Source organism: Halomonas rhizosphaerae (assembly GCF_030012485.1).
Lineage (GTDB): Bacteria > Pseudomonadota > Gammaproteobacteria > Pseudomonadales > Halomonadaceae > Halomonas > Halomonas rhizosphaerae.
In genome coordinates, this window is record NZ_JASCQQ010000009.1 from 35,689 (window position 1) to 55,669 (window position 19,981).

Genomic DNA, 19,981 nt, shown 5'->3' on the forward strand with positions numbered 1-19,981 from the left:
GGGCAGCTCCCGGGATCATGGGCGGCGAGTGCGCCGTGCCGCGGGCGTCCTGCGGCGCGACCCGCCGCGCCGGGGGCCTCGAGCCGAGCGCTCCGCCGGGGCCTGCTCGCCCCGGGCGCTGTGCAGCGCCTCGCGCATCCGCCCCGCGTCGGCGGCGGCGAGCAGGCCATGCAGGTCCTCGACCAGGGCCGCGAGGAAGGGGGCCGGGGCGTCGCCCTGCTCGGCGATGGCGACCAGGCGCTGCTCCCAGAGCGCGGTACGCTCGGGGCGGCCCACCGCCTCGGGCAGCGAGGCGATCAGCGCGCTGCCGAGCCGCGTGGCGCGCAGCGCCTTTGCCTGGCGGATCAGGTAGCCGCGCTCCACCAGCGTCTCGATGATGCCGGCCCGGGTCGCCTCGGTGCCCAGGCCGTCGTGCTCGCGCAGGGTGCGCCGGACGGCCGGGTCCTCCACGTAGCGGGCAATGTTCATCATCGCCTTGATCAGGCTGGCGTCGGTGAAGGGCTCCGGCGGGCGGGTCTCACGGTCCTCGACACCGGCCTCCAGGACCCGGCAAGTCTCCCCCTCGGTGAGCGGTGGCAGCGGTGGTGCCTCGTCACGGGTGGTGAACAGCGGCTTCCAGCCGGGGTCGAGGATCTCCTGGCCCCGGGCGCGGAAGGTCTCGTCGAGGAGGCAAAATGCCGCCTTCACCTCGCGGGTGGAAAGCGCGGGATAGAACTGGGCCAGGACGTTGCGGGCAATCAGCCGGAAGACATCGGCCTCGGCCTTCTCGAGTCGCGCGAGGTCGGCGGGTTTGCCGGTGGGCGCCAGGGCGTGGTGGGCGCCGACCCTGCGATCGTCCCAGGCTCGGGAGCGCCGTGAGAGATCCGCCCCGGCCAGCCAGCCTCGCAGCGTCTCGTCCTGGCGGCAGGCGCCCTCCAGCGTGCTCCGGGCCGAAGCGAAATGCTCCTCGGGCAGATAGCGGCAGTCCGAGCGGGGGTAGGTGATCAGCTGATGGCGCTCGTAGAGACGCTGGCAGATGTCCAGGGTCGCCTTGGCGGAGAGCCCATGGCGCCGTGCCGCGTCCACCTGAAGCGCCGAGAGCGAGTAGGGCAGGGGAGCGGCTTGGCGCTTGTCACGGCGCTCGAGTGCCGTGAGCCGACCCTCGGCACCGGGCAGGCGCTCCGCCAGGGCGGCGGCCGGTTTCCGGACCAGCAGGCGCCCCTGGTCGTCGAGGGGATGGGCCTCCCCGGGCACCCACCAGGCGCGCAACCGGCCCTGCGCGACGGCGAGGTCGGCCCACAGCACGAAGAAGGGCCTGGGGACGAAGTCGCGGATCTCGGCGTCGCGGCGCACCACCAGCCCCAGCACCGGAGTCTGGACCCGTCCCACCGAGAGCACGCCGTCGTGGCCGGCCTGGCGGCCGGTGAGCGTCCAGGCGCGGGTCAGGTTGATACCGTAGAGCCAGTCGGCCCGGGCACGGCACTGGGCCGCCCGGTAGAGAGGCTCGAAGCGGCCATTGTCCTCGAGCCGGGCGAGCGCGCGCTGCACCGCCGGGCGGTTGAGGTCGCTGACCAGCAGCCGCGACACCGGCCCCTTCCAGCCCAGGTGCTCGATCACCTCCTGCACCAGCAGCTGCCCCTCGCGGTCGGGGTCGCCGGCATGCACCACCTCGCGGGCGGACTTGAGCAGTCGACGGATCACCGCCAGCTGGCCGCGGGCCTTCGGGCGAGGCATCAGCTTCCAGCGGCCCGGCAGGATCGGCAGCTGGTCGAGGCGCCACTGCTTCAGGGCCGGGTCGTAGGCATCGGGCGGGGCCTGTTCCAGAAGGTGGCCCAGGCACCAGGTGACCGTGGTCTCACCCACCACCAGGGCCCCGTCGTCGCGGCGGGGGGAGCCGGGCAGGGCCTCGGCGATGGCCCGGGCCAGGCTCGGTTTCTCGGCGATGATCAGTCGCATGATGGCTCGTCGCGGTGAATGACATGGACATTCTTCCAGTATTCGCCACGCCTCGCCAGGTGTAAGCTGCACCAATAGATGTACAATGGTTGTACAATATTGATCGGAGGAGAGAGGCATGCGCGAACGCGGTCGTACCCGGCGCCTGCTGGGACTCGGCGCCCGCACCGGCGGGGCGCTGATCCGCACCCGAATGGGCGGGCAGGCCGACTGGCGGGCCCTGGGAGAGGCCCTCTTCGAGGGGCTTTCCGAGCTGAAGGGGCCGGCCATGAAGCTGGCCCAGATCATGTCCCAGTGGGACGACCTGCTGCCGCCCGACCTCGCCGAGGAGCTCTCCCGCCTGCAGCGCCAGGCCGAACCGATGCCCTGGACGGGCATCCGCCGCACCCTGGCCGCCCAGTACGGCGATCTGGATGCGGTGTTCTCCGGCATCGAGGAGCGCCCCTTCGCCAGCGCTTCCATGGGCCAGGTGCACCGCGCCACGACCCGGGACGGCGAGACCCTGGTGCTCAAGGTGCAGTATCCGGGACTGGCCGAGGTACTGGAGAGCGACCTGGCGCAGGTGCGACGCCTGATGCGCCTGGGGCGCTGGTTCAAGGTGCCCCAGGCGCGGCTCGATGCGCTCTTCGAGGAGCTGGCGGTGAGCCTGCGCGGCGAGCTGGACTACCACGCGGAGGCACAGGCACTGGCCCGCTACCGCTCGCGCTATGCGCACCTCGACAGCCTGGTGATCCCCGAGCCGTTGCCGGACTTCTCCGGCCCGCGGGTGCTGGCCATGCGCTACGTCGCCGGGACCCCGCTGCGTGATCTCGAGGCGGCCGACGACGCCCTGCGCCAGCGGGTGGCAACGACGCTCGCCGACTGGCTGACCGAGGAACTCTTCACCCATGGCGAGCTGCATGCCGACCCCCATGCCGGCAACTTCGCCGCCGACCCGACGGGGCGTCTGGTGATCTACGATCTCGGCGCCGTGATCCCGGTGCCCGAGGCGCGCCTGGCCGCGATGATGCGGCTGCTCGAGGCGACCCTGGCGGGGGATCCCATGGCCATGGACGCGGCGATGCTCGAACTGGGTGGCCGTCAGGGGCAGGGGGCGCCCCTGGCCCTCTACCGCGAGGCGGCCGAGGCGGTCACGCCGCTGTTCGAACCGGGTGAGCAGGACTTCGGCGACGTCCGGGTACACCGTCGGCTGCGCGAGCTCTCCCCGAAGGTCTGGGCAGCCATGGACCGCCTGCAGCCCCCGGCGGACACGCTGCTGCTCTCGCGCACCCTCAACGGCCACTACTGGAATCTGGTGCGCCTCGGCGCGAGACTCGACATGGCCGAGCGCACCCGACCGCTGTTCCCCAGAGGGCACGCCTGATCTCCCGGACAGGCGACAGACCCACCTGCCCAGCCTGGCGCCGGACTGGTAGACTATGCCGTTTTCCAAACGTTGGAGTGCGCGATGCTGGCAGTATGGGTAGAACAGCTGCTGGGCTTTGCCTCGGGTGCCCTGGTGGCCATTCGCCAGGACGAGCGCTACCCCACGCTGATGGCCTGGGCCCGCGACGAGGGGCCAGCCCTGGTCGGCGGCAACCTGGCGCTGGCCCAGGCGCTGGCGCCGGAGCTGTGGTCGCAGACCCCGCTGGCACGACTCGACTTCGCCGCCGAGCCCCTGGCCCGGCCCGGGCGCAACGAACCCTGTTGGTGCGATTCCGGGCGCAAGACCAAGCACTGTTGCGGGGCGGTCAGCCTGCCCGGTCATGTGCCGCCGCACCTGATGTGGATGCTCTCGCTGCGCGACTGGAAGGGCGATACCCTCAAGGCCGCCCTGGCCAGCGGCCGCGCCCCGGCCCAGGCGCTGCTGGAGGCCGGGCTGATCGCCGCCGAGTCCGGCCAGCGCGGGCGGGCCCAGCAGATCCTCGAGTCGCTGTTCGAGCGTGCCGACTGGCTGACCCTCCCCGAGCAGGCCGAGCCCGCCTTCGAGATCCTCATCGACCTCTACCAGGAGCGCGGCTTCCACCGCAAGCGCGAGGCGCTGCTCGACGCCGTGCTCGACCGCGGGCCGCTGTTCCTGCGCGGCGTGGCCCTGGAGCGGCTCTGCCTGATGCACCTGGACAACGATGACCTGGACAGTGCCCGGGCGGCCTTCGTGCGCGCCCAGCAGGCCCTGCCCGACTCGCCGACCCTGGCCTATATCGAGGCCATGCTGCTGCTGCACGAGGGGCATGAGCAGGAAGCCGCCGAGCGGTCGCGCTTCTGGTTCCGGCGCCTGGCCCGCCAGGGCGACCTGGACCCCGACCAGCTGCAGTTCCTGGCCGACCTGGCCGAGAACCCCGGGGCGACGCTCGCCGATCAGCTGCTCAGTGCCGAGGAGGACCTGGCCGAGCCGCTGGTGGCCCTGCAGGCGCTGCTGGAATCGCTGCCCGTGGCCCCGCGCCTGGAGATCCGCGTCGGCGACGATGGCAGCCTCGAGTACCACACCACCGCCCGCGAGGACACCCTGTTCGCCGCCTGGCAGAAGGTCTTCCGGGCGCGGGTCGAGAGCGACGCCCCGATGGGCTTCGACGAGGATCCCTGGCCCCATGCCGGGGAGTGGCTGCCGGCGCTCTGCGCCCATCCCGAGTGGCTGGACGCCCCCGCCGTGGTGCAATCCCTGGCGCTGGCGCTGGCCAGCCGCTTCGGCAGCCTGCCGTGGATGGCGCCTAGCCTGTTCGAGCCCCTGGCGAGCCGGCTGGAGCGCTGGCTCGAGCAGGTGCGCGCCGAGGGCGAGGGCGCCTTCCTGTGGGACAGTGCCGACAATGCCGTGCTGCTGCGCACCGGTCTGGCGCTGGTGGTGGGCATGGAGCGCGGCGCCCGGGCGCGCTCCCGTGAGCTCGCCGAGCGGCTGCTCACCCTGGATGACCAGGACAGCCTGGGCCTGCGCGAGCTGGTCCTCGACCAGCTGCTCCGGGAGGGGCGTGACCGCGCGGCCCTGGCCCTGAGCGAGCGCGAGCTCGACGGCGATGACGACGAGACCCCGCCGCTGGGGCTGCTGATGGGGCGGGTGCTGGCGCTCTACCGCCTGGAGCGCCGCGACGAGGCCGCCGAGGCGCTGGGCGAGGTGGCCCGCCACAACCCCCACGCCATGGCCATGCTGTGTGCCGAGAACCCGCGTCCGGTCGGCGGTGGCGAGGGCGTCGCCGAGCCCGGTTCCCGTGCCGAGGCCTGGCAGTATCGCACCCTGATGCGCGACCAGTGGCGAACCACGCCGGGGGCGCTGGCCTGGCTGCAGGCGCGGCTGGCCGACTGACCGAGCGATAGGTCCATGGCGATCAGGCGGCCCGGGGGGCCGGCACCAGTTCGCGGTCGCGGCTGATCCAGATCGCCAGCAGCACGGCCGGCAGCCCGAGCAGCGTGGAGATCAGGAAGAAGGTGGCATAGCCCTCCCCACTCACCACCAGGCCGCCGAAGCCGCTGAGGAACTTGCCGGGCAGGGTCATCAGCGATGAGAAGAGTGCGTACTGGGTGGCCGTGTAGGCACGCGAAGTGAGACTCGAGAGGAAGGCGATGAACACGGCGCTGGCCAGGCCATTGGCCAGGTTGTCGCCGATGATCGCCATCACCAGCATCGGCAGGCTCTGGCCGGCCATTGCCAGGGCCACGAACAGCAGGTTGGTCAGCGCTGCGGCCACCGCCCCCAGGACCAGGATCGGCCCGATGCCGTAGCGGGCCACCAGCAGCCCCCCGAGGATCCCGCCACCTATGCTCATGGCGATGCCGAAGACGTTGGTGACATTGGCGATGGTGGCCAGCGTGAAGCCGAGGTCGATGTAGAGGGGGTTGGCCATGGAGGCCATGGCCAGGTCGCTGATCCGGAACACCGCCACGAACAGCAGCAGCCACAGCGCCTTGTGTCGGTGGCGGGTGAAGAAGTCGGTGAAGGGGCAGACGATCGCCCCGATCACCCAGGCGCCGAGCCGCCGCAGCGGCTTCGCCCGGCCGCGGGAGGCCCGCAGGAAGATGCGCACCCGAGGCTCGTGGATCAGCTGGGTGGTCAGCGAGAGTCGCTCGGGTTCCGGGCGCAGCAGCACCGTGACCACCCCGATCCCCACCAGCGCCGCCATGGTCAGGTAGGCCGCCTCCCACGAGGCCAGCGAGGCCACGTAGAGGGCGCCCGCGCCGGCCGCTAGCAGTCCGCCGCGATAGCCGATGATGTAGGTCGAGGCCATGGCGGCCTGGATATCGTCCGGGGCGGACTCGATGCGGAAGGCGTCGATGGCGATGTCCTGGGTCGCGCTGCCGAAGGCCACCAGCAGGGCGAAGGCGGCCACCAGGGGCAGGTGGCCCACCGGGTCGACCCCGGCCAGCCCGACCAGGCCAATGGCGATCATCGCCTGGGCCAGCAGCATCCAGCCTCGGCGCTGGCCGAAGGTGCGGGTCAGCAGCGGCAGGGCGAGCCGATCCACCACCGGGGCCCAGAAGAACTTGATCGAGTAGAGCATGCCGATCCAGGCGAAGAAGCCGATGGCCGCCACCTCGACCCCGGTGCTGCGCAGCCAGGCCGAGAGGGTCGAGAACACCAGCAGGAAGGGCAGGCCGGCGGAGAAGCCCAGGAACAGCATGGTGATGACCGGCGCACGCAGGTAGATGGCCAGGGCATCGCGCCAGCTGCGTCGGGCGGTGGGGGACGGCATGTCGGGGAGCACTCCTTGCAGTGGGCGCGACTGAGGCCACGCAGGCCTCGATCATCGATGGTAAAATCCCGGAATCGGCAGCCGGGCCGGGCAGCGTCCGGCCCATGTCAACCGTGCGATATCCTCCGGGCTGGCATGCGGTGGGATTGTTGCAGAGCCCCGGCAGTGATACTAGGAGCCTGTCGTACTTGTCGCTGATCTGCTGCGAGATCCGTCAAATCCGACAGCTCCTTGCAGGAACCCTTATCAGGAGCGACATGAGCGATTCCGAGATTCGCCAGGCCGAGGCCGATGATGCCGTGCCCCGCTGGTACGTGATCCAGTGCAAGGGCGGAGAGTCCTTCCGCGCCGCCGAGCACCTGGCCAACCAGGGCTACGAGATCTTCCACCCCGTGCTCCAGGTCCAGAAGAAACGCCGCGGCAAGCTCGAGTGGGTCAGCGAGCCGTTGTTCCCCTACTACCTGTTCATCCGGCTCGACCGGCTGGCCAGCAACTGGCGACCCATCCGCTCCACCCGCGGCGTGCTGAAGATCGTCACCTTCGGCCTGGACATGCCGGTGCCGGTCAGCGATGAACTGGTCGAGACGCTGCTCACGCATGGCAGCGCCGAAGAGGACGCGACCTCGAACGTCTACTTCCGCGCCGGCGAGGCGGTGGAGATCACCGAGGGCCCCTTCAAGGACCTCCAGGCCGTGTTCGCCAGCCACAAGGGCGAGGAGCGCGCCATCGTGCTGCTCAACATGCTGCACAAGCAACAGCGCCTGGAGATGCCCGTCGGCCAGCTGCGCCGCCGCGATTAGGCGGCGCGGCTCCCTCACTCAGTCACCCGCCTCAGGAGACCCCATGACCATCGCCCCTCAACGGGTCGTGACCCTGCACTATGTGCTCAGCGACCGGGACGGCAGTGTCCTCGATGACTCCCGTGCCCGCCGGCAGCCCCTCGAATACCTGCATGGGCACGGCAACATCATGGCCGGCCTGGAGCGCGCCCTGGCGGGCCAGGACGCCGGCGCCCAGCTCTCCGTCACCCTGATGCCGGCCGAGGCCTATGGCCTGCGCGACGAGGCGCTGGTGCGCGAGGTCGGCCGCCATGCCTTCCCGGTGGAGGAGGTCGCGCCGGGCATGCGCTTCCAGACCCCGGGTGACGACGGCCCCGAGATCGTCACCGTGCTCGAGGTGCGTGATGACGCCGTGGTCATCGACACCAACCATCCGCTGGCCGGTCGGGTCCTGCGCTACCGAGTCGAGGTGCTGGAGGTGCGCGACGCCACCCGTGCCGAGCTCGCCAAGGGCCATCCGCTGCCCCCGGGCACCGATCCCGGCGAGGTCGAGGACAAGAAGCTGCCGTGAAAACTGACCTGGATCAACGGATTTCCCGCGACCCGGCGAGGGCGCGGAGAAACTTGATTCAGGTCAGCTTTCCTCTCCACGTGACGGGCTACAGTTCACCCATCACATCGGGACGGGAGGACACCACCATGTATCTGGATGACGCCGTAATCTTCGGGCTCGTAACCGTCGCGATGATGGTCGCTTTCATGGGGGGCTGGGTCGCGTTCATCGTCCGCGACCACCATCGCAAGAACAAGCACTGATCCAGCCGCTTCTAGAGTCGTCAGGGGAGGGGGGAGCATTCCCCCCAGTAGCCGACCCGCTTGGGTCGGCTTTTTTTCGGTTCATCGCACTTTGCCGGGAAACGCGGCACGGACCTTCAGCAAGGAGGGAGGCACGAGCGGCCGGCTAGAGCGGAGCCGGTCGTCCCGGCCCGAAGTCAGCGCTCGGCGGTGGTGCGCACCGGGGCGGGACTCGCCGGCGACCAGTGGCGGGCCAGGGCACGCATCACCCGCTCCGGGTACCAGGTCTTGCCCAGGCTGCCGTTGTAGCGGGCCAGCGCCCGGGTCAGGTCACCGCGTTCCACGGCCAGGTAGTGGGCGAGGATCGTGCAGCCATAGCGCAGGTTGCGACGCGGGTCCTTGAGGTCATCGGCCGGCAGGCCCAGCTCGCGGATCCAGAACGGCATGATCTGCATCAGGCCCACGGCGCCAGCCGAGGAGACGGCCTCGGCCCTGAAGGCGCTCTCCACCTGGATCACCGCCAGCACCAGCTCCGGCGCCAGGCCGGCCAGCCGCGCCTCGTGGTGGATGCGGCCCAGCAGTTCGCGGCGCCTGGCTGGCTCCGGCAGGTAGCGGGCAAGGCGCGGCTCCATGTCATTGAGCCACTGGCGCGCGGCCCATATCTCGGCGGGCGCCACGGGTGCTCCGCGGATGCTGTCGAGGGTGCCGCGCAGGCTGGCAGGGGCCTCCGGCAGGGCCCGCACGAAGGGCGCGGGCGTCTCGGGCGCGAGCGAGGCGGGCAGGGCGGCGATGAAGTCCCCGTCGCCCTGGGCCAGCGCGGCGGTGGTGAAGAGGCAGCAGGCCACCGCCAGGGCGGCGGCCCGGCCGCCCTCAGCGAGCGACCTTCTCGCCCAGGAAGTCGAGGATCTGCTCGGCCGGTACCATGGTAGCGTCACTGTCACGGCGTCCCTTGTACTCCAGTTCTCCCTTGTCCAGGCCGCGATCACCGACCACCAGGCGGTGGGGGATGCCCATCAGCTCGTGGTCGGCGAACCGCACGCCGGGGCGCAGGTCGCGGTCGTCCAGCAGCACCTCGAAGCCGGCGGCGGTGAGGGCCTGATACAGCCGCTCGGACTCCTCGCGCACCCGCTGCGACTTGTGGGCGTTCATCGGCACCATCGCGATCTGGAAGGGGGCGATGGCATCGGGCCAGATGATGCCGGCGTCGTCGTGGTTCTGCTCGATGGCGGCGGCCACCACGCGGGTCACACCGATACCATAGCAGCCCATCCAGGGATGCACGGCACGACCTTCGTCGCCGAGCACGGTGGCGTTCATCGCCTCGCTGTACTTGCGTCCCAGCTGGAAGACGTGGCCCACCTCGATGCCGCGCTTGATGGAAAGCGTGCCCTTGCCGTCCGGCGAGGGATCGCCCTCGACCACGTTGCGGATGTCGTAGACAGGGGGCAGCGGCACGTCGCGCTCCCAGTTGATCCCGAAGTAGTGCTTGCCATCGACGTTGGCCCCGGCGCCGAAGTCGCTCATCAGGGCGACCGAGCGGTCGATGATGATCGGCATCTCCAGGTTCACCGGGCCCAGCGAGCCGGGGCCGGCGCCCACCGCGGCGCGGATCTCCTCCTCGCTGGCCATGGTCAACGGGGCGGCCACCTCGGGGAGGTTCTCGGCCTTCACCTCGTTCAGTTCGTGGTCGCCGCGTACCAGCAGGGCCACCAGGCCGCCCTCGGCGGCGTGAACCATCAGGGTCTTGAGGGTCTTCTCGATGGGCTGGCCGTGCTGTTCCACCAGGGCGGCGATGGTCCGGGCATTCGGGGTGTCGACCAGGCGTAGCTCCTCGCCCGGGGCCGGGCGCCGGACGTCGCTGCCCAGTGGCGCGGGCAGGGCATCGGCCTTCTCCATGTTGGCGGCGTAGTCGGACTCGGTGGAGAAGACGATGTCGTCCTCGCCGGAGTCGGCCAGTACGTGGAACTCGTGCGAGCCGCTGCCGCCGATGGCGCCGTTGTCGGCGATCACCGGACGGAAGTCCAGGCCCAGGCGGGTGAAGATGCGCACATAAGCGTCATACATCACCTGGTAGGTCTCCATCAGCGAGGCCTCGTCCACGTGGAAGGAGTAGGCGTCCTTCATGATGAACTCGCGGGAGCGCATCACCCCGAAGCGCGGCCGGATCTCGTCGCGGAACTTGGTCTGGATCTGGTAGAAGTTGGCCGGCAGCTGCTTGTAGCTGGCGATCTCCTTGCGCACCAGGTCGGTGATCACCTCCTCGTGGGTGGGGCCGACGCAGTAGTCGCGGTCGTGACGGTCCTTGAGGCGCAAGAGCTCCGGGCCATACTGCTCCCAGCGGCCCGACTCCTGCCACAGCTCGGCGGGCTGCACCGCCGGCATCAACACCTCCTGGGCCCCGGCGCGATCCATCTCCTCGCGAACGATGCGCTCGACCTTGCGCAGGGTCTTGAGGCCCAGTGGCAGCCAGGTGTAGAGGCCGGAGGTGAGGCGGCGGATCATCCCCGAACGCAGCATCAGCTGGTGGCTGATGACCTCGGCGTCGGCGGGGGTTTCCTTCAGGGTGGCGATCAACAGTTGGCTAGCGCGCATGGGTACGGCGGTTCCTCGAGCGTGTTCGTGCGGGTGACGGAAGCGGGGCCGCGCAGGTCGGCGGCAATGACCGAGCATTGTACGGCCCGCTGTCCGGGGCGGCAAAAGCTTGTGTCTCACCGATGCGGGGGCCGGGGATCGTCGGCCCGTTCAGCCCTCGAGCAGCAGCAGGCGTACCAGCATGCCCAGCACCAGGGTGGTGGAGACGCTGAGCAGGGTGCCGAGCAGCACGTACTCCGTGAGCTTGCGGTCGCGTGAGTCGCGCAGGTCGCCGAAGCGCAGCACCGACTTGGCGGCGAGAAGGAAGCCGACCGCGGTGAGTTGGTCCAGCAGCACCAGGGTCAGCACCAGCAGCCGTTCCAGTACGCCGATGCGCGCCCCGGCGCTGGCCAGGGTGCCGGTCTCCTCGAGCTGCTCGCTCCAGCGCTGCATGACCAGGGCGATGGCGATCGACAGCGGGCGCGTCACCAGCAGGTAGGCGGCCGCCATCCCCAGCACCGTCGGTGAGGCGAGCCAGACGACGAACTCCCGCAGCGGGGCCAGGCTGCCGAGCCAGGCCAGCCAGAGCCCCAGCAGCACCAGCAGGTGAGCGGCCTGGTCGAGCAGGAACCAGCGCAGTTCACCGGCCGGCAGCCGGGCCTTGCCCAGGTCGATCAGCCAGTGGCTGGTGGCCACCGCCAGGGCACCGAGCAGCACCGCGGCCAGGCCCCGGGGCATGGCCGCACTCGCTACCAGCAGCACCCCCCCGGCGAGCAGGCCGTGCAGGCCGGCATGCTGGAACAGGCGCGGAGAGCGGTGGCGCAGCCGATAGCGCTCCTCCACCCACGTCCGCGGCTGCAGCAGGAAGTCGCCGACCAGGTGGGCGAGTACCAGGCCCATGAGCAGCGACAGGGCATCGGCGCTCATGGCGCGCCCTCCTCGTCGGCGAGACGCTGTCGCAGGTAGTCGAGGGTGTCGGAGAGCAGGGCCCAGCGGGCGGCCCGCAGGCGCTTGTGCACGCTGGGCTGGCGGATGCCGAGACGCTCGGCCAGGGCCTGCTGGGAGGCGTCATGGCGCAGGCTCAGGCCGACGACCTCGGCGGAGTAGGGCGACCAGCCATCGAGCAGGTCGTCGATGAAGCGGATCAGCAGGGCGAGGCCGGGGTCCTCGGGTGCCTCGAGCCGGGTCAGCGACAGGTGGGTGGTGGTGTCGGCCAGGGCATCCAGGGCGCGACCCGAGGCGACGAAGGCGGCGCCGTCGGCCGCCGCGATGCCGCGCTCCGCCGGTCCGACCGCCACGGCGATACGGGCATCCCAGCGCTGGTCGGGCTCGGAGTGCTCGATCAGCGCTGCCCGCAGGACTATCGCCGCCTCCATGGCCGGCGCCGCCCGCGGCAGGGCGAGCTGGAAGCCGTCGCCCCGGAAGCGTTCGCCGTGGCCGCCATGCCGGGAGGCCAACTCGGCCAGGCTCTCATCCAGCAGCCGGTAGAGGCGAGGCCGGTCCTCGACCTTGCGCGAGTCGATCACGTCGCCGGTCAGCACCGCGATGCGCTTTGGCATGGGGTTCCATCCTCCTCCGGGAGCGTGCCTCGAGTATAGCCCTTCAGGGCTATTTGTCATCTCGATAGCCTTAAAGGGCTATATTCATGATGAATAGCCCATAAGGGCTATCTATTGCTACCGGGCCAGCTCCCGCATGGCGCCCTCGAGTCCCTTGAGGGTCATGGGGTACATGCGATCATTGATCAGCTCACGGATCAGTTGGGTGGAGTGGGTGAACTCCCAGGCGCGCGGCGGCTTGGGGTTGAGCCACGCCAGGCGCGGGAACTTCTCCACCAGTCGCCTGAGCCACACGGCCCCGGCCTCGTCGTTGAAGTGCTCCACGCTGCCGCCGGGATGGGTGATCTCGTACGGCGACATGGCGGCGTCGCCGACGATCACCACCTGGTAGTCGTCGCTATAGGTATGCAGCACATCCAGCGTCGGGATGCGCTCGGTGTGGCGGCGGGCCTGGTCTTGAGCATTGCTGCGCCACAGTCCCTCGTAGATGCAGTTGTGGAAGTAGTAGGTCTCCAGGTGCTTGAATTCCGAGCGCGCCGCCGAGAAGAGCTCCTCGCAGGTGCGGATGTGGTCGTCCATGGAGCCGCCCACGTCGAGGAGCAGCAGCACCTTCACCGCGTTATGGCGCTCGGGCCGCATCTGCACATTGAGCAGGCCGGCGTCGCGGGCCGTCTCGCGGATGGTGGCGTCGACGTCGAACTCCTCCGCCGCCCCCTGGCGAGCGAACTTCCTGAGCCGGCGCAGCGCCATCTTGATATTGCGGGTGCCCAGCTCCAGGGAGTCGTCGTAGTCGCGGAAGCGGCGTTCGTCCCACACCTTCACCGCACGGCGATGGCGTGAGCCCTCCTGACCGATGCGAATGCCCTCGGGGTTGTAGCCGTAGGCGCCAAAGGGGCTGGTGCCGCCGGTGCCGATCCACTTGTTGCCGCCGGCGTGGCGCTCCTTCTGCTCCTCCAGGCGCTGCTTGAAGGTCTCGATCAGTTTCTCGAGCCCGCCCAGGGACTCGATCCGTGCCTTCCCCTCGTCGGAAAGCTGCTTCTCGAACTCGCGGCGCAGCCAGTCGTCGGGGATCAGCGCCTCGATGGCCGCGTCCAGGCTTTCCAGCCCCTCGAACCAGGCGGCGAAGGCGCGATCGAAGCGGTCGAAGTGGCGCTCGTCCTTGACCATCACGGTGCGGGCGATCCGGTAGAAGGCCTCCATGTCGGCGAACACCACACCGCGTTCCACCACCGCATGGAGGTCGAGCAGCTCGCGCAGCGACACCGGCACCCCGGCGCGCTTGAGGGTCTCGAACAGGCCGATGAACATGGGTCAGCGCCTCGGGTTGCCCTGGCGGCGCATCATGAACGCCAGCCGTTCCAGTAACTGTGTATCTTGTTCATTTTTCACCAGGGCCCCCGCCAACGGCGGGATCGCCTTGGCCGGATCGCGCTGGTAGAGCGCCTCCCGTGCCAGGTCGTCGGCCATCAAGAGCTTCAGCCAGTCCACCAGCTCCGAGGTGGAGGGCTTCTTCTTGAGGCCCGGGGCCTGGCGCAGGTCGAAGAACACCTCCAGCGCCTCGCCGACCAGCTTTGGGGCGATCTCGGGGAAGTGCACGTCGACGATCGCCTGCATGGTCTCGCGGTCGGGGAACTCGATGTAGTGGAAGAAACAGCGGCGCAGGAAGGCGTCGGGGAGCTCCTTCTCGTTGTTGGAGGTGATGACGATGATCGGGCGGTGCCTGGCGCGGATGGTCTCGCCTGTCTCGTAGACATGGAACTCCATGCGATCCAGCTCCTGGAGCAGGTCGTTGGGGAATTCGATGTCCGCTTTGTCGATCTCGTCGATCAGCAGCACCACCCGCTCGTCCGCGGTGAAGGCTTCCCACAGCTTGCCGGGCCTGATGTAGTGGGCGACGTTCTCCACCCCTTCGACCCCCAGCTGGGAGTCGCGCAGGCGGCTCACCGCATCGTACTCGTAGAGCCCCTGGGCCGCCTTGGTGGAGGACTTGATGTGCCAGGTATGCAGTCGCGTGCCCAACGAGGCCGCCAGTTCCTCGGCGAGCAGGGTCTTGCCGGTGCCCGGCTCGCCCTTGATCAGCAGCGGTCGCTCCAGGGTCACGGCGGCGTTCACCGCCTGTTTCAGGGCCTCGGTGGCCACATAGGTGGAAGTGGAATCAAACGCCATGGGTCATGCCTCGGCTGGTCGCAGATGGGAGAAAAAGTCGAACGAGTGTACGGAAGGGGGCGGGAGGCGACAAATCCAGCCACCCGGCCTCACTCGGCGTAGATCATCCGGCGCGTCATGCCGCCGTCCACCACCAGGTTCTGGCCGGTGATGAAGCCCGCCTCGTCGGAGAGCAGGAAGGCCGCCATGGTGGCGATGTCCTCGGGGCGGCCGACGCGTCCGACCGGGTGCTGGTCGCGATCGACCTCCCGGTGCTCCACCGGCGTGCGATTCGACGCCTTCTGCCAGTCGCCGACCTCGATCCACCCCGGGCTGATGGCGTTGACGCGAATCTCGGGACCCAGGCTCACGGCCAGCGCATGGGTAAGCGCGACCACGCCGCCCTTGCTGGCGGCATAGGCCTCGGTATCGGGCTCCGACTGCAGCGCCCGGGTGGAGGCCATCAGCACCATGGCGCCGCGGCTCTCGCGCAGGTGGGGCGCGGCATGCTTGGCGCAGAGCATCGCGCCGGTGAGGTTGGTGTCCAGGTAGGCCTGCCAGGTGGCGAGCGGCAGCGACTCCACCGGGCCCTGGAAGGGGTCGGCCAGGCCGGCGTTATGGATGACCCCGTCGAGCCGGCCGAAGCGTGCCACCGTCGCCTCGAGGCTCTCCGCGACCCGAGCTTCGTCGCGCACGTCCGAGACCATGGCCAGCAGGCGTTCGGCATGACCCAGGCGCTCGCGGCACTCGGCCAGCGCCTCGGCGTCGATGTCGGTCAGCGCCACGCAGTCGCCACGGGCCAGCAGGTGCTCGGCGATGCCCAGGCCGATCCCCTGGGCGCCGCCGGTGAGGTAGACCACCCTTGGCTCGCTCATGCCTTATCCCCCTCGCCGACGGGGCGAAAGGCCTCCACCAGGATCGCCGGATCGTGCTCGGCGTGGCCGCGGCTGGCATGGGCGCGCATCAGCTGGGCGGCCAGGCCGCTCATGGGCGTGGCGCTGTGGCTGCGCTGGCTCTGGGCCACCGCCATGTCCAGGTCCTTGAGCAGGGTGCGCAGGTGCCAGGGCGGGTCGGCGAAGTCGCTCGCCGCCATGCGCGGGGTGAGGATCCGGAAGGGGGTCGAGTCGGCGAAGCCGCCGGAGAGCGCCTCGACGAGCCGGGTGGCATCGACGCCGCTCGCCTCGGCCAGGGCCACCATCTCGGCCAGTACCGCCGCCTGGCAGCCGACCACCATCTGGTTGCAGACCTTGGTCACCTGGCCGCTGCCCACCGGGCCCATATGGGTCACCCGGGCGGAGAGGGGCGCCAGTAACGGCCGGAGCGCCGCGATATCCTCGGCGTCGCCGCCGCACATGATGGCCAGGCTGCCCGCCTCGGCGCCGGCGACGCCACCGGAGACCGGCGCATCCACCCAGCACATGCCGCATTCGCTCTCGAGCCAGTCGGCGAAGTCACGCGTCGCGGCAGGGTCACTGCTGGAGAGGTCGACCAGCCGCTGGCCGGCACGGCCGTGCTGGGCCACGCCTCCCTCGCCGAACACCACCTCCTCCACCACGGCGGTATTGGCCAGGCAGAGCAGTACCACGTCCACTGCCTCCATCAGCTCGGCGATGGAGCCGGCTACCCGGGCGCCGGCCTCGCCCAGGGGGGCGACCTTGGCGGGGGTGCGGTTCCATACGGTCACGTCGAATCCCGCGGCCAGCAGTCGACGCGTCATGGGATTGCCCATCAGGCCGATACCGATGAAGCCGAGGCGAGGCTGGGTCATGGAGGGTCTCCTGGCGAATTAGACTGGAGATGCAGCATGCGTGATGGACGGGTTTTTCAGCAACTCGGCCTGTTCGGCGAGGCAGGAATGTGCGAGAAGCGAAGGGGAACGGGACCGGCGGCGACAGGGCCGGGGAGGGTGAAGCCTCGACAGGGGAGTGCCATGCGGAAGGAGTGGTGGGAGACGCCATCGGAAAAGCGCAACGACACGCGCCTGGAGCCCTCGGCATGAGCGGGGAACCTCGCCGCGAGCCCGCCTGGCACAGCCAGGCGCCCGCCGCGGTCCTCGCCGGGCTTGCGGCCTCGGAACAGGGCCTGACCGCCGAGCAGGTGTTGGAGCGGCTGGCGCGCCATGGCCACAACCGCCTGCCGGCGCCGCCACGCAGCGGCCCGCTGCGTCGCTTCCTGCGGCAGTTCCACAACGTGCTGATCTATGTGCTGCTGGCCGCCGCGCTGGGCACGGCCCTGCTGCAGCACTGGGTCGACACCGGGGTGATCCTGGGGGTGGTGCTGATCAATGCTATCGTCGGCTTCCTCCAGGAGGGCAAGGCGGAGCAGGCCCTGGAGGCGATCCGCGGCATGCTCTCGCCCCGAGCCCAGGTGCTGCGCGACGGGCAGCGGCACACGGTTCCCGCCGAGGAGCTGGTGCCCGGCGACCTGGTGTTCCTCCAGGCCGGGGACCGGGTGCCCGCCGACCTGCGTCTGCTGCAAAGCCACAACCTGCGCATCGACGAGGCAATGCTCACCGGCGAATCCGTGCCCGTGGACAAGCAGCCCGCGGCCGTGGACGCGGAGGCCGACCTGGGCGACCGGCGCTGCATGGCCTTCTCCGGCACCCTGGTGGCCTTCGGCCAGGGACGGGCGGTGGTGGTGGGGACCGGCGCGGACACCGAGATCGGGCGCATATCCATGCTGCTCGGCGAGGTGGAGACCCTGATCACGCCGCTGCTGCGCGATATCGCCGTCTTCGGACGCTGGCTGTCGGGCGCCATCGTGGTGCTGGCCGCCATGACCTTCGCCTTCGGCTACTGGGGGCGCCACTACGACCTTGTGGAGACCTTCCTGGCCGCCGTCAGCCTGGCGGTGGCGGCCATCCCCGAGGGCCTGCCGGCGATCATGACCATCACCCTGGCCATCGGCGTGCAGCGCATGGCGGTACGCAATGCCATCATCCGTCGCCTGCCGGCGGTGGAGACCCTGGGCTCGGTCACCACCATCTGCACCGACAAGACCGGCACCCTGACCCGCAACGAGATGACCGTGAAGACCCTGCTCACCGCCGAGGAGCAGTTCGAGGTCAGCGGGGTCGGCTACGAGCCCCGGGGTGGCTTCAGCCGCGCGGGCGAGGCGGTGGAGGTCGAGCATCATCCGGTGCTGGCCGAGGCGCTGCGGAGCATCCTGCTGTGCAACGATGCCGAGCTCCAGCAGCGGGACGATGGCTGGCAGCTGGAGGGCGACCCCACGGAAGGGGCGCTGGTGGTCGCCGGGCTCAAGGCGGGGCTGGATGCCCGGGAGGTCGCCAGGCGCTATCCCCGTGCCGACGTGATCCCCTTCGAGTCCCTCTACAAGTTCATGGTCACCCTCCACCATCACCACGAGGACGGTCACGGCCTGCTCTTCCTCAAGGGGGCGCCCGAGCGGGTGCTGGCCGTCTGCGACCGCGAGCGCACCCGAGATGGCGACCGCCCGCTCGACCTGCCGCGCTGGGAGCGGCGCATGGAAACGGTCGCCGCCCTTGGCCACTTGGCCAGCGGCTGCTGGCGGTGGCGGTCAAGCAGGTGGACGCGGATCAGCGCACCCTGAGCTTCCCCGACGTCGAGGAGGGCGGCCTGACCCTGGTGGCGGTGTGCGGTCTCATCGACCCGCCCCGTGAAGAGGCGATTGCCGCAGTGCAGCAGTGCCAGCAGGCTGGCATCGTGGTGAAGATGATCACCGGCGACCATGCGGTCACTGCCCGGGCCATCGCCGACGAGCTCGGCATTGCCACCGCGGGCGGGGTGATCCCGGGGCACGCCCTGGAGCAGGCCTCCGATGCGGAGCTGGAAAGCCTGGTGCGCGAGGTAGATGTCTTCGCCCGTGCCACGCCGGAACACAAGCTGCGCCTGGTGCGCGCCCTCCAGGCGGGCGGCCAGGTGGTGGCCATGACCGGTGACGGCGTCAACGATGCACCTGCCCTCAAGCGCGCCGACGTGGGGATCGCCATGGGGATCAAGGGCTCGGAGGCCGCCCGTGAAGCGGCCGCCATGGTGCTGGCCGACGACAACTTCGCCTCCATCGTCCATGCGGTGGAGGAGGGCCGTACCGTCTACGACAACCTGCGCAAGGCCATTCTCTATATCCTGCCCACCAGCGGCGGCGAGGCGCTGACGATCATGGCCGCCGTGCTGCTGGGGATGACCCTGCCACTGCTGCCGGCCCAGGTGCTGTGGGTGAACATGGTCACTGCGGTGACCCTGAGCCTGGCCCTGGCCTTCGAACCCGCCGAGCCCGGCGTCATGCGCCGCCGCCCACGCGATCCCGGCACCCCGATCCTCTCCGGTTTCCTGATCTGGCGGGTGGTCTTCGTGTCGGTCCTGCTGCTGGCGGGGACCTTCGGGCACTTCCTGTGGATGGAGCAGCAGGGTGTGGAGATCGAACTCGCCCGTACCGTGGCCATCAACGCCCTGGTGATGGGTGAGATCGCCTACCTCTTCAACAGCCGCTACATCCTCGAGCCGACCTGCAACCGCGCCGGCCTGCTGGGCAACCGTGCGGTGCTGGTGGCCGTGGGCGTGCTGGTCATCCTGCAGGCGCTCTTCACCTATGCGCCACCGTTTCAGTTCCTGTTCGGCACCGCACCCCTGGGTGGGAAGGAGTGGGCTAGCATCCTGGCCTTCGGCGTGGTGCTCTTCGTCCTGGTGGAACTCGAGAAGGCCCTCATCAAGCGGCGTGAACGAGGCATCTCCCGGGCGTGAACCGGCGCGGCACCGCCTCGCCATGGCGCATCCCGATGCCGGAAGGCGCTCGTATGGTGCAGTGCCGCATGCATTCGCGCGGTCCGGACCAGGTCCCTGAACCGCGTGTTTTCTATAACATTTTGTATTAATTGAAAAGATCACATTCTTGGCGCGATCCTCGCAAAGTAATGGCCATGATCGCCGAGCCAGAGTGGCGATTCACCGAGTGAGCTGGCGTGCTCCTACTGGTCCCCTTCGGGGGGCCTTTTTTATGTGTGCTCGAAAGAGGAGCGCTCGTGGCAGCCGGGCTGCTAGGGTCAGGGCAGTGAGGCGAGAAATGATCCGGTCATGCGTCGGCGCATGACCCGCTATATGGAGGAGTGACAGTCGATGGCGAACCTGTTCGAGGCGATACCCGAGGCCCTCCCCGAAGAGCTGTTCGAGGAGGTCGTGCGCGGCCGCGGAGTGATGGTGGAGCGCATCGTGTCGCGCGGCCACACCTCGCCGGCCACCGGCTGGTACGACCAGCCGCGCCACGAGTGGGTGCTGGTGCTCAAGGGCCGGGGGATGGTGGCCTTCGAGCGCGGCGAGCCGGTGACGCTGGGCCCGGGCGACCACCTGACGATCCCCGCCCACTGCCGGCATCGTGTCGCCTGGACCGACCCGGACGAGGAGACCATATGGCTGGCGGTCCACTACGACTGAGGCCGGCCCGGCGAGGCGCGACCCCTGGCGGCGTCGCCGTCAGGGCACAAGGAGCGGCCACAGGGTGCCGAGCGGGCGCTAGTGTTGGTCCGGTCCGTGCCTCACACTGGCGCGGATGGCTCGCTGCACAG

General features: G+C 69.8%; 18 protein-coding genes. 8 read left to right on the forward strand and 10 right to left on the reverse strand.

Going from position 1 to position 19,981, the window contains the following annotated elements:
• Positions 1-15: 15 nt before the first annotated feature.
• Positions 16-1,935: a DNA topoisomerase III gene (locus tag QLQ86_RS04275; protein WP_282815996.1), complete on the reverse strand. Its 1,920-nt coding sequence runs from the start codon at positions 1,933-1,935 to the stop codon at positions 16-18.
• Positions 1,936-2,053: 118 nt separating this feature from the next.
• On the opposite strand from QLQ86_RS04275, the gene QLQ86_RS04280 reads away from it, so the two are divergent.
• Together QLQ86_RS04280 and QLQ86_RS04285 are read left to right on the forward strand one after the other, a co-directional pair.
• Positions 2,054-3,298 carry an ABC1 kinase family protein gene (locus QLQ86_RS04280; protein WP_282815997.1) on the forward strand — a complete coding sequence of 415 codons (1,245 nt, stop codon included), beginning with the start codon at positions 2,054-2,056 and terminating at the stop codon, positions 3,296-3,298.
• A gap of 84 nt (positions 3,299-3,382) precedes the next feature.
• Entirely contained in the window at positions 3,383-5,209 is a 1,827-nt protein-coding gene (locus QLQ86_RS04285) for an SEC-C domain-containing protein (protein ID WP_282815998.1), read from the forward strand.
• A 22-nt stretch (positions 5,210-5,231) separates the two neighbouring features.
• Here the strand turns inward: QLQ86_RS04285 and QLQ86_RS04290 are convergent, their stop codons facing one another.
• Positions 5,232-6,593, reverse strand: coding sequence for an AmpG family muropeptide MFS transporter (locus QLQ86_RS04290; RefSeq protein WP_282815999.1), 1,362 nt, complete (start codon positions 6,591-6,593; stop codon positions 5,232-5,234).
• A gap of 257 nt (positions 6,594-6,850) precedes the next feature.
• On the opposite strand from QLQ86_RS04290, the gene rfaH reads away from it, so the two are divergent.
• From rfaH to ccoM, 3 genes are read left to right on the forward strand one after another with little or no spacing between them, the layout of a single operon-like run.
• A complete protein-coding gene (gene rfaH / locus QLQ86_RS04295; RefSeq protein ID WP_282816000.1) occupies positions 6,851-7,393 on the forward strand; it encodes a transcription/translation regulatory transformer protein RfaH in 543 nt (180 codons plus the stop codon).
• Between the two features lie 43 nt (positions 7,394-7,436).
• Positions 7,437-7,943 carry an FKBP-type peptidyl-prolyl cis-trans isomerase gene (locus tag QLQ86_RS04300; RefSeq protein WP_282816001.1) on the forward strand — a complete coding sequence of 169 codons (507 nt, stop codon included), beginning with the start codon at positions 7,437-7,439 and terminating at the stop codon, positions 7,941-7,943.
• Complete coding sequence (ccoM, locus tag QLQ86_RS04305) at positions 7,940-8,188, forward strand: cytochrome c oxidase subunit CcoM (protein WP_282736225.1); 249 nt, start codon at positions 7,940-7,942, stop codon at positions 8,186-8,188. The genes QLQ86_RS04300 and ccoM overlap by 4 nt, the downstream gene beginning before the upstream one ends.
• Positions 8,189-8,364: 176 nt before the next feature.
• Here the strand turns inward: ccoM and QLQ86_RS04310 are convergent, their stop codons facing one another.
• The 8 genes from QLQ86_RS04310 to QLQ86_RS04345 all read right to left on the reverse strand — a co-directional run bounded on the left by QLQ86_RS04310 (position 8,365) and on the right by QLQ86_RS04345 (position 16,210).
• Positions 8,365-8,859 (reverse strand): transglycosylase SLT domain-containing protein, encoded by a 495-nt coding sequence (locus QLQ86_RS04310; RefSeq protein ID WP_326521266.1) that lies wholly within the window; start codon positions 8,857-8,859, stop codon positions 8,365-8,367.
• Positions 8,860-9,037: 178 nt separating this feature from the next.
• Entirely contained in the window at positions 9,038-10,759 is a 1,722-nt protein-coding gene (locus QLQ86_RS04315; RefSeq protein ID WP_282816002.1) for a proline--tRNA ligase, read from the reverse strand.
• 150 nt (positions 10,760-10,909) lie between these two features.
• Complete coding sequence (locus tag QLQ86_RS04320; RefSeq protein ID WP_282816003.1) at positions 10,910-11,665, reverse strand: DUF3307 domain-containing protein; 756 nt, start codon at positions 11,663-11,665, stop codon at positions 10,910-10,912.
• Complete coding sequence (locus QLQ86_RS04325) at positions 11,662-12,297, reverse strand: nucleotidyl cyclase domain-containing protein (protein ID WP_282816004.1); 636 nt, start codon at positions 12,295-12,297, stop codon at positions 11,662-11,664. The genes QLQ86_RS04320 and QLQ86_RS04325 overlap by 4 nt, the downstream gene beginning before the upstream one ends.
• Before the next feature lie 117 nt (positions 12,298-12,414).
• Positions 12,415-13,605: a vWA domain-containing protein gene (locus QLQ86_RS04330; protein ID WP_282816005.1), complete on the reverse strand. Its 1,191-nt coding sequence runs from the start codon at positions 13,603-13,605 to the stop codon at positions 12,415-12,417.
• Positions 13,606-13,608: 3 nt separating this feature from the next.
• Positions 13,609-14,463: an AAA family ATPase gene (locus QLQ86_RS04335; protein WP_282816006.1), complete on the reverse strand. Its 855-nt coding sequence runs from the start codon at positions 14,461-14,463 to the stop codon at positions 13,609-13,611.
• An 89-nt stretch (positions 14,464-14,552) separates the two neighbouring features.
• A complete protein-coding gene (locus QLQ86_RS04340; protein ID WP_282816007.1) occupies positions 14,553-15,317 on the reverse strand; it encodes an SDR family oxidoreductase in 765 nt (254 codons plus the stop codon).
• Positions 15,314-16,210 carry an NAD(P)-dependent oxidoreductase gene (locus QLQ86_RS04345; RefSeq protein WP_282816008.1) on the reverse strand — a complete coding sequence of 299 codons (897 nt, stop codon included), beginning with the start codon at positions 16,208-16,210 and terminating at the stop codon, positions 15,314-15,316. Before QLQ86_RS04345 ends, QLQ86_RS04340 begins: the two co-directional genes overlap by 4 nt.
• A gap of 227 nt (positions 16,211-16,437) precedes the next feature.
• Between QLQ86_RS04345 and QLQ86_RS04350 the strand changes: the two genes are divergently transcribed.
• The 3 genes from QLQ86_RS04350 to QLQ86_RS04360 all read left to right on the forward strand — a co-directional run bounded on the left by QLQ86_RS04350 (position 16,438) and on the right by QLQ86_RS04360 (position 19,850).
• Positions 16,438-18,012, forward strand: coding sequence for an HAD-IC family P-type ATPase (locus QLQ86_RS04350; RefSeq protein WP_282816009.1), 1,575 nt, complete (start codon positions 16,438-16,440; stop codon positions 18,010-18,012).
• Positions 17,988-19,163, forward strand: coding sequence for an HAD-IC family P-type ATPase (locus QLQ86_RS04355; RefSeq protein WP_282816010.1), 1,176 nt, complete (start codon positions 17,988-17,990; stop codon positions 19,161-19,163). Before QLQ86_RS04350 ends, QLQ86_RS04355 begins: the two co-directional genes overlap by 25 nt.
• A gap of 372 nt (positions 19,164-19,535) precedes the next feature.
• Positions 19,536-19,850 carry a cupin domain-containing protein gene (locus tag QLQ86_RS04360; protein ID WP_282736234.1) on the forward strand — a complete coding sequence of 105 codons (315 nt, stop codon included), beginning with the start codon at positions 19,536-19,538 and terminating at the stop codon, positions 19,848-19,850.
• The last annotated feature ends 131 nt before the right edge of the window (positions 19,851-19,981 follow it).

Excerpts from the sequence above, each read along its gene's own strand:
- QLQ86_RS04290 (WP_282815999.1), bottom strand. The coding sequence starts at position 6,593 with ATGCCGTCCCCCACCGCCCGACGCAGCTGGCGCGATGCCCTGGCCATC.
- QLQ86_RS04350 (WP_282816009.1), top strand. The coding sequence starts at position 16,438 with ATGAGCGGGGAACCTCGCCGCGAGCCCGCCTGGCACAGCCAGGCGCCC.
- QLQ86_RS04320 (WP_282816003.1), bottom strand. The coding sequence starts at position 11,665 with ATGAGCGCCGATGCCCTGTCGCTGCTCATGGGCCTGGTACTCGCCCAC.
- QLQ86_RS04275 (WP_282815996.1), bottom strand. The coding sequence starts at position 1,935 with ATGCGACTGATCATCGCCGAGAAACCGAGCCTGGCCCGGGCCATCGCC.
- QLQ86_RS04335 (WP_282816006.1), bottom strand. The coding sequence starts at position 14,463 with ATGGCGTTTGATTCCACTTCCACCTATGTGGCCACCGAGGCCCTGAAA.
- rfaH (WP_282816000.1), top strand. The coding sequence starts at position 6,851 with ATGAGCGATTCCGAGATTCGCCAGGCCGAGGCCGATGATGCCGTGCCC.
- QLQ86_RS04280 (WP_282815997.1), top strand. The coding sequence starts at position 2,054 with ATGCGCGAACGCGGTCGTACCCGGCGCCTGCTGGGACTCGGCGCCCGC.
- QLQ86_RS04360 (WP_282736234.1), top strand. The coding sequence starts at position 19,536 with ATGGCGAACCTGTTCGAGGCGATACCCGAGGCCCTCCCCGAAGAGCTG.
- QLQ86_RS04345 (WP_282816008.1), bottom strand. The coding sequence starts at position 16,210 with ATGACCCAGCCTCGCCTCGGCTTCATCGGTATCGGCCTGATGGGCAAT.
- QLQ86_RS04300 (WP_282816001.1), top strand. The coding sequence starts at position 7,437 with ATGACCATCGCCCCTCAACGGGTCGTGACCCTGCACTATGTGCTCAGC.
- QLQ86_RS04285 (WP_282815998.1), top strand. The coding sequence starts at position 3,383 with ATGCTGGCAGTATGGGTAGAACAGCTGCTGGGCTTTGCCTCGGGTGCC.
- QLQ86_RS04315 (WP_282816002.1), bottom strand. The coding sequence starts at position 10,759 with ATGCGCGCTAGCCAACTGTTGATCGCCACCCTGAAGGAAACCCCCGCC.
- QLQ86_RS04330 (WP_282816005.1), bottom strand. The coding sequence starts at position 13,605 with ATGTTCATCGGCCTGTTCGAGACCCTCAAGCGCGCCGGGGTGCCGGTG.
- QLQ86_RS04325 (WP_282816004.1), bottom strand. The coding sequence starts at position 12,297 with ATGCCAAAGCGCATCGCGGTGCTGACCGGCGACGTGATCGACTCGCGC.
- QLQ86_RS04340 (WP_282816007.1), bottom strand. The coding sequence starts at position 15,317 with ATGAGCGAGCCAAGGGTGGTCTACCTCACCGGCGGCGCCCAGGGGATC.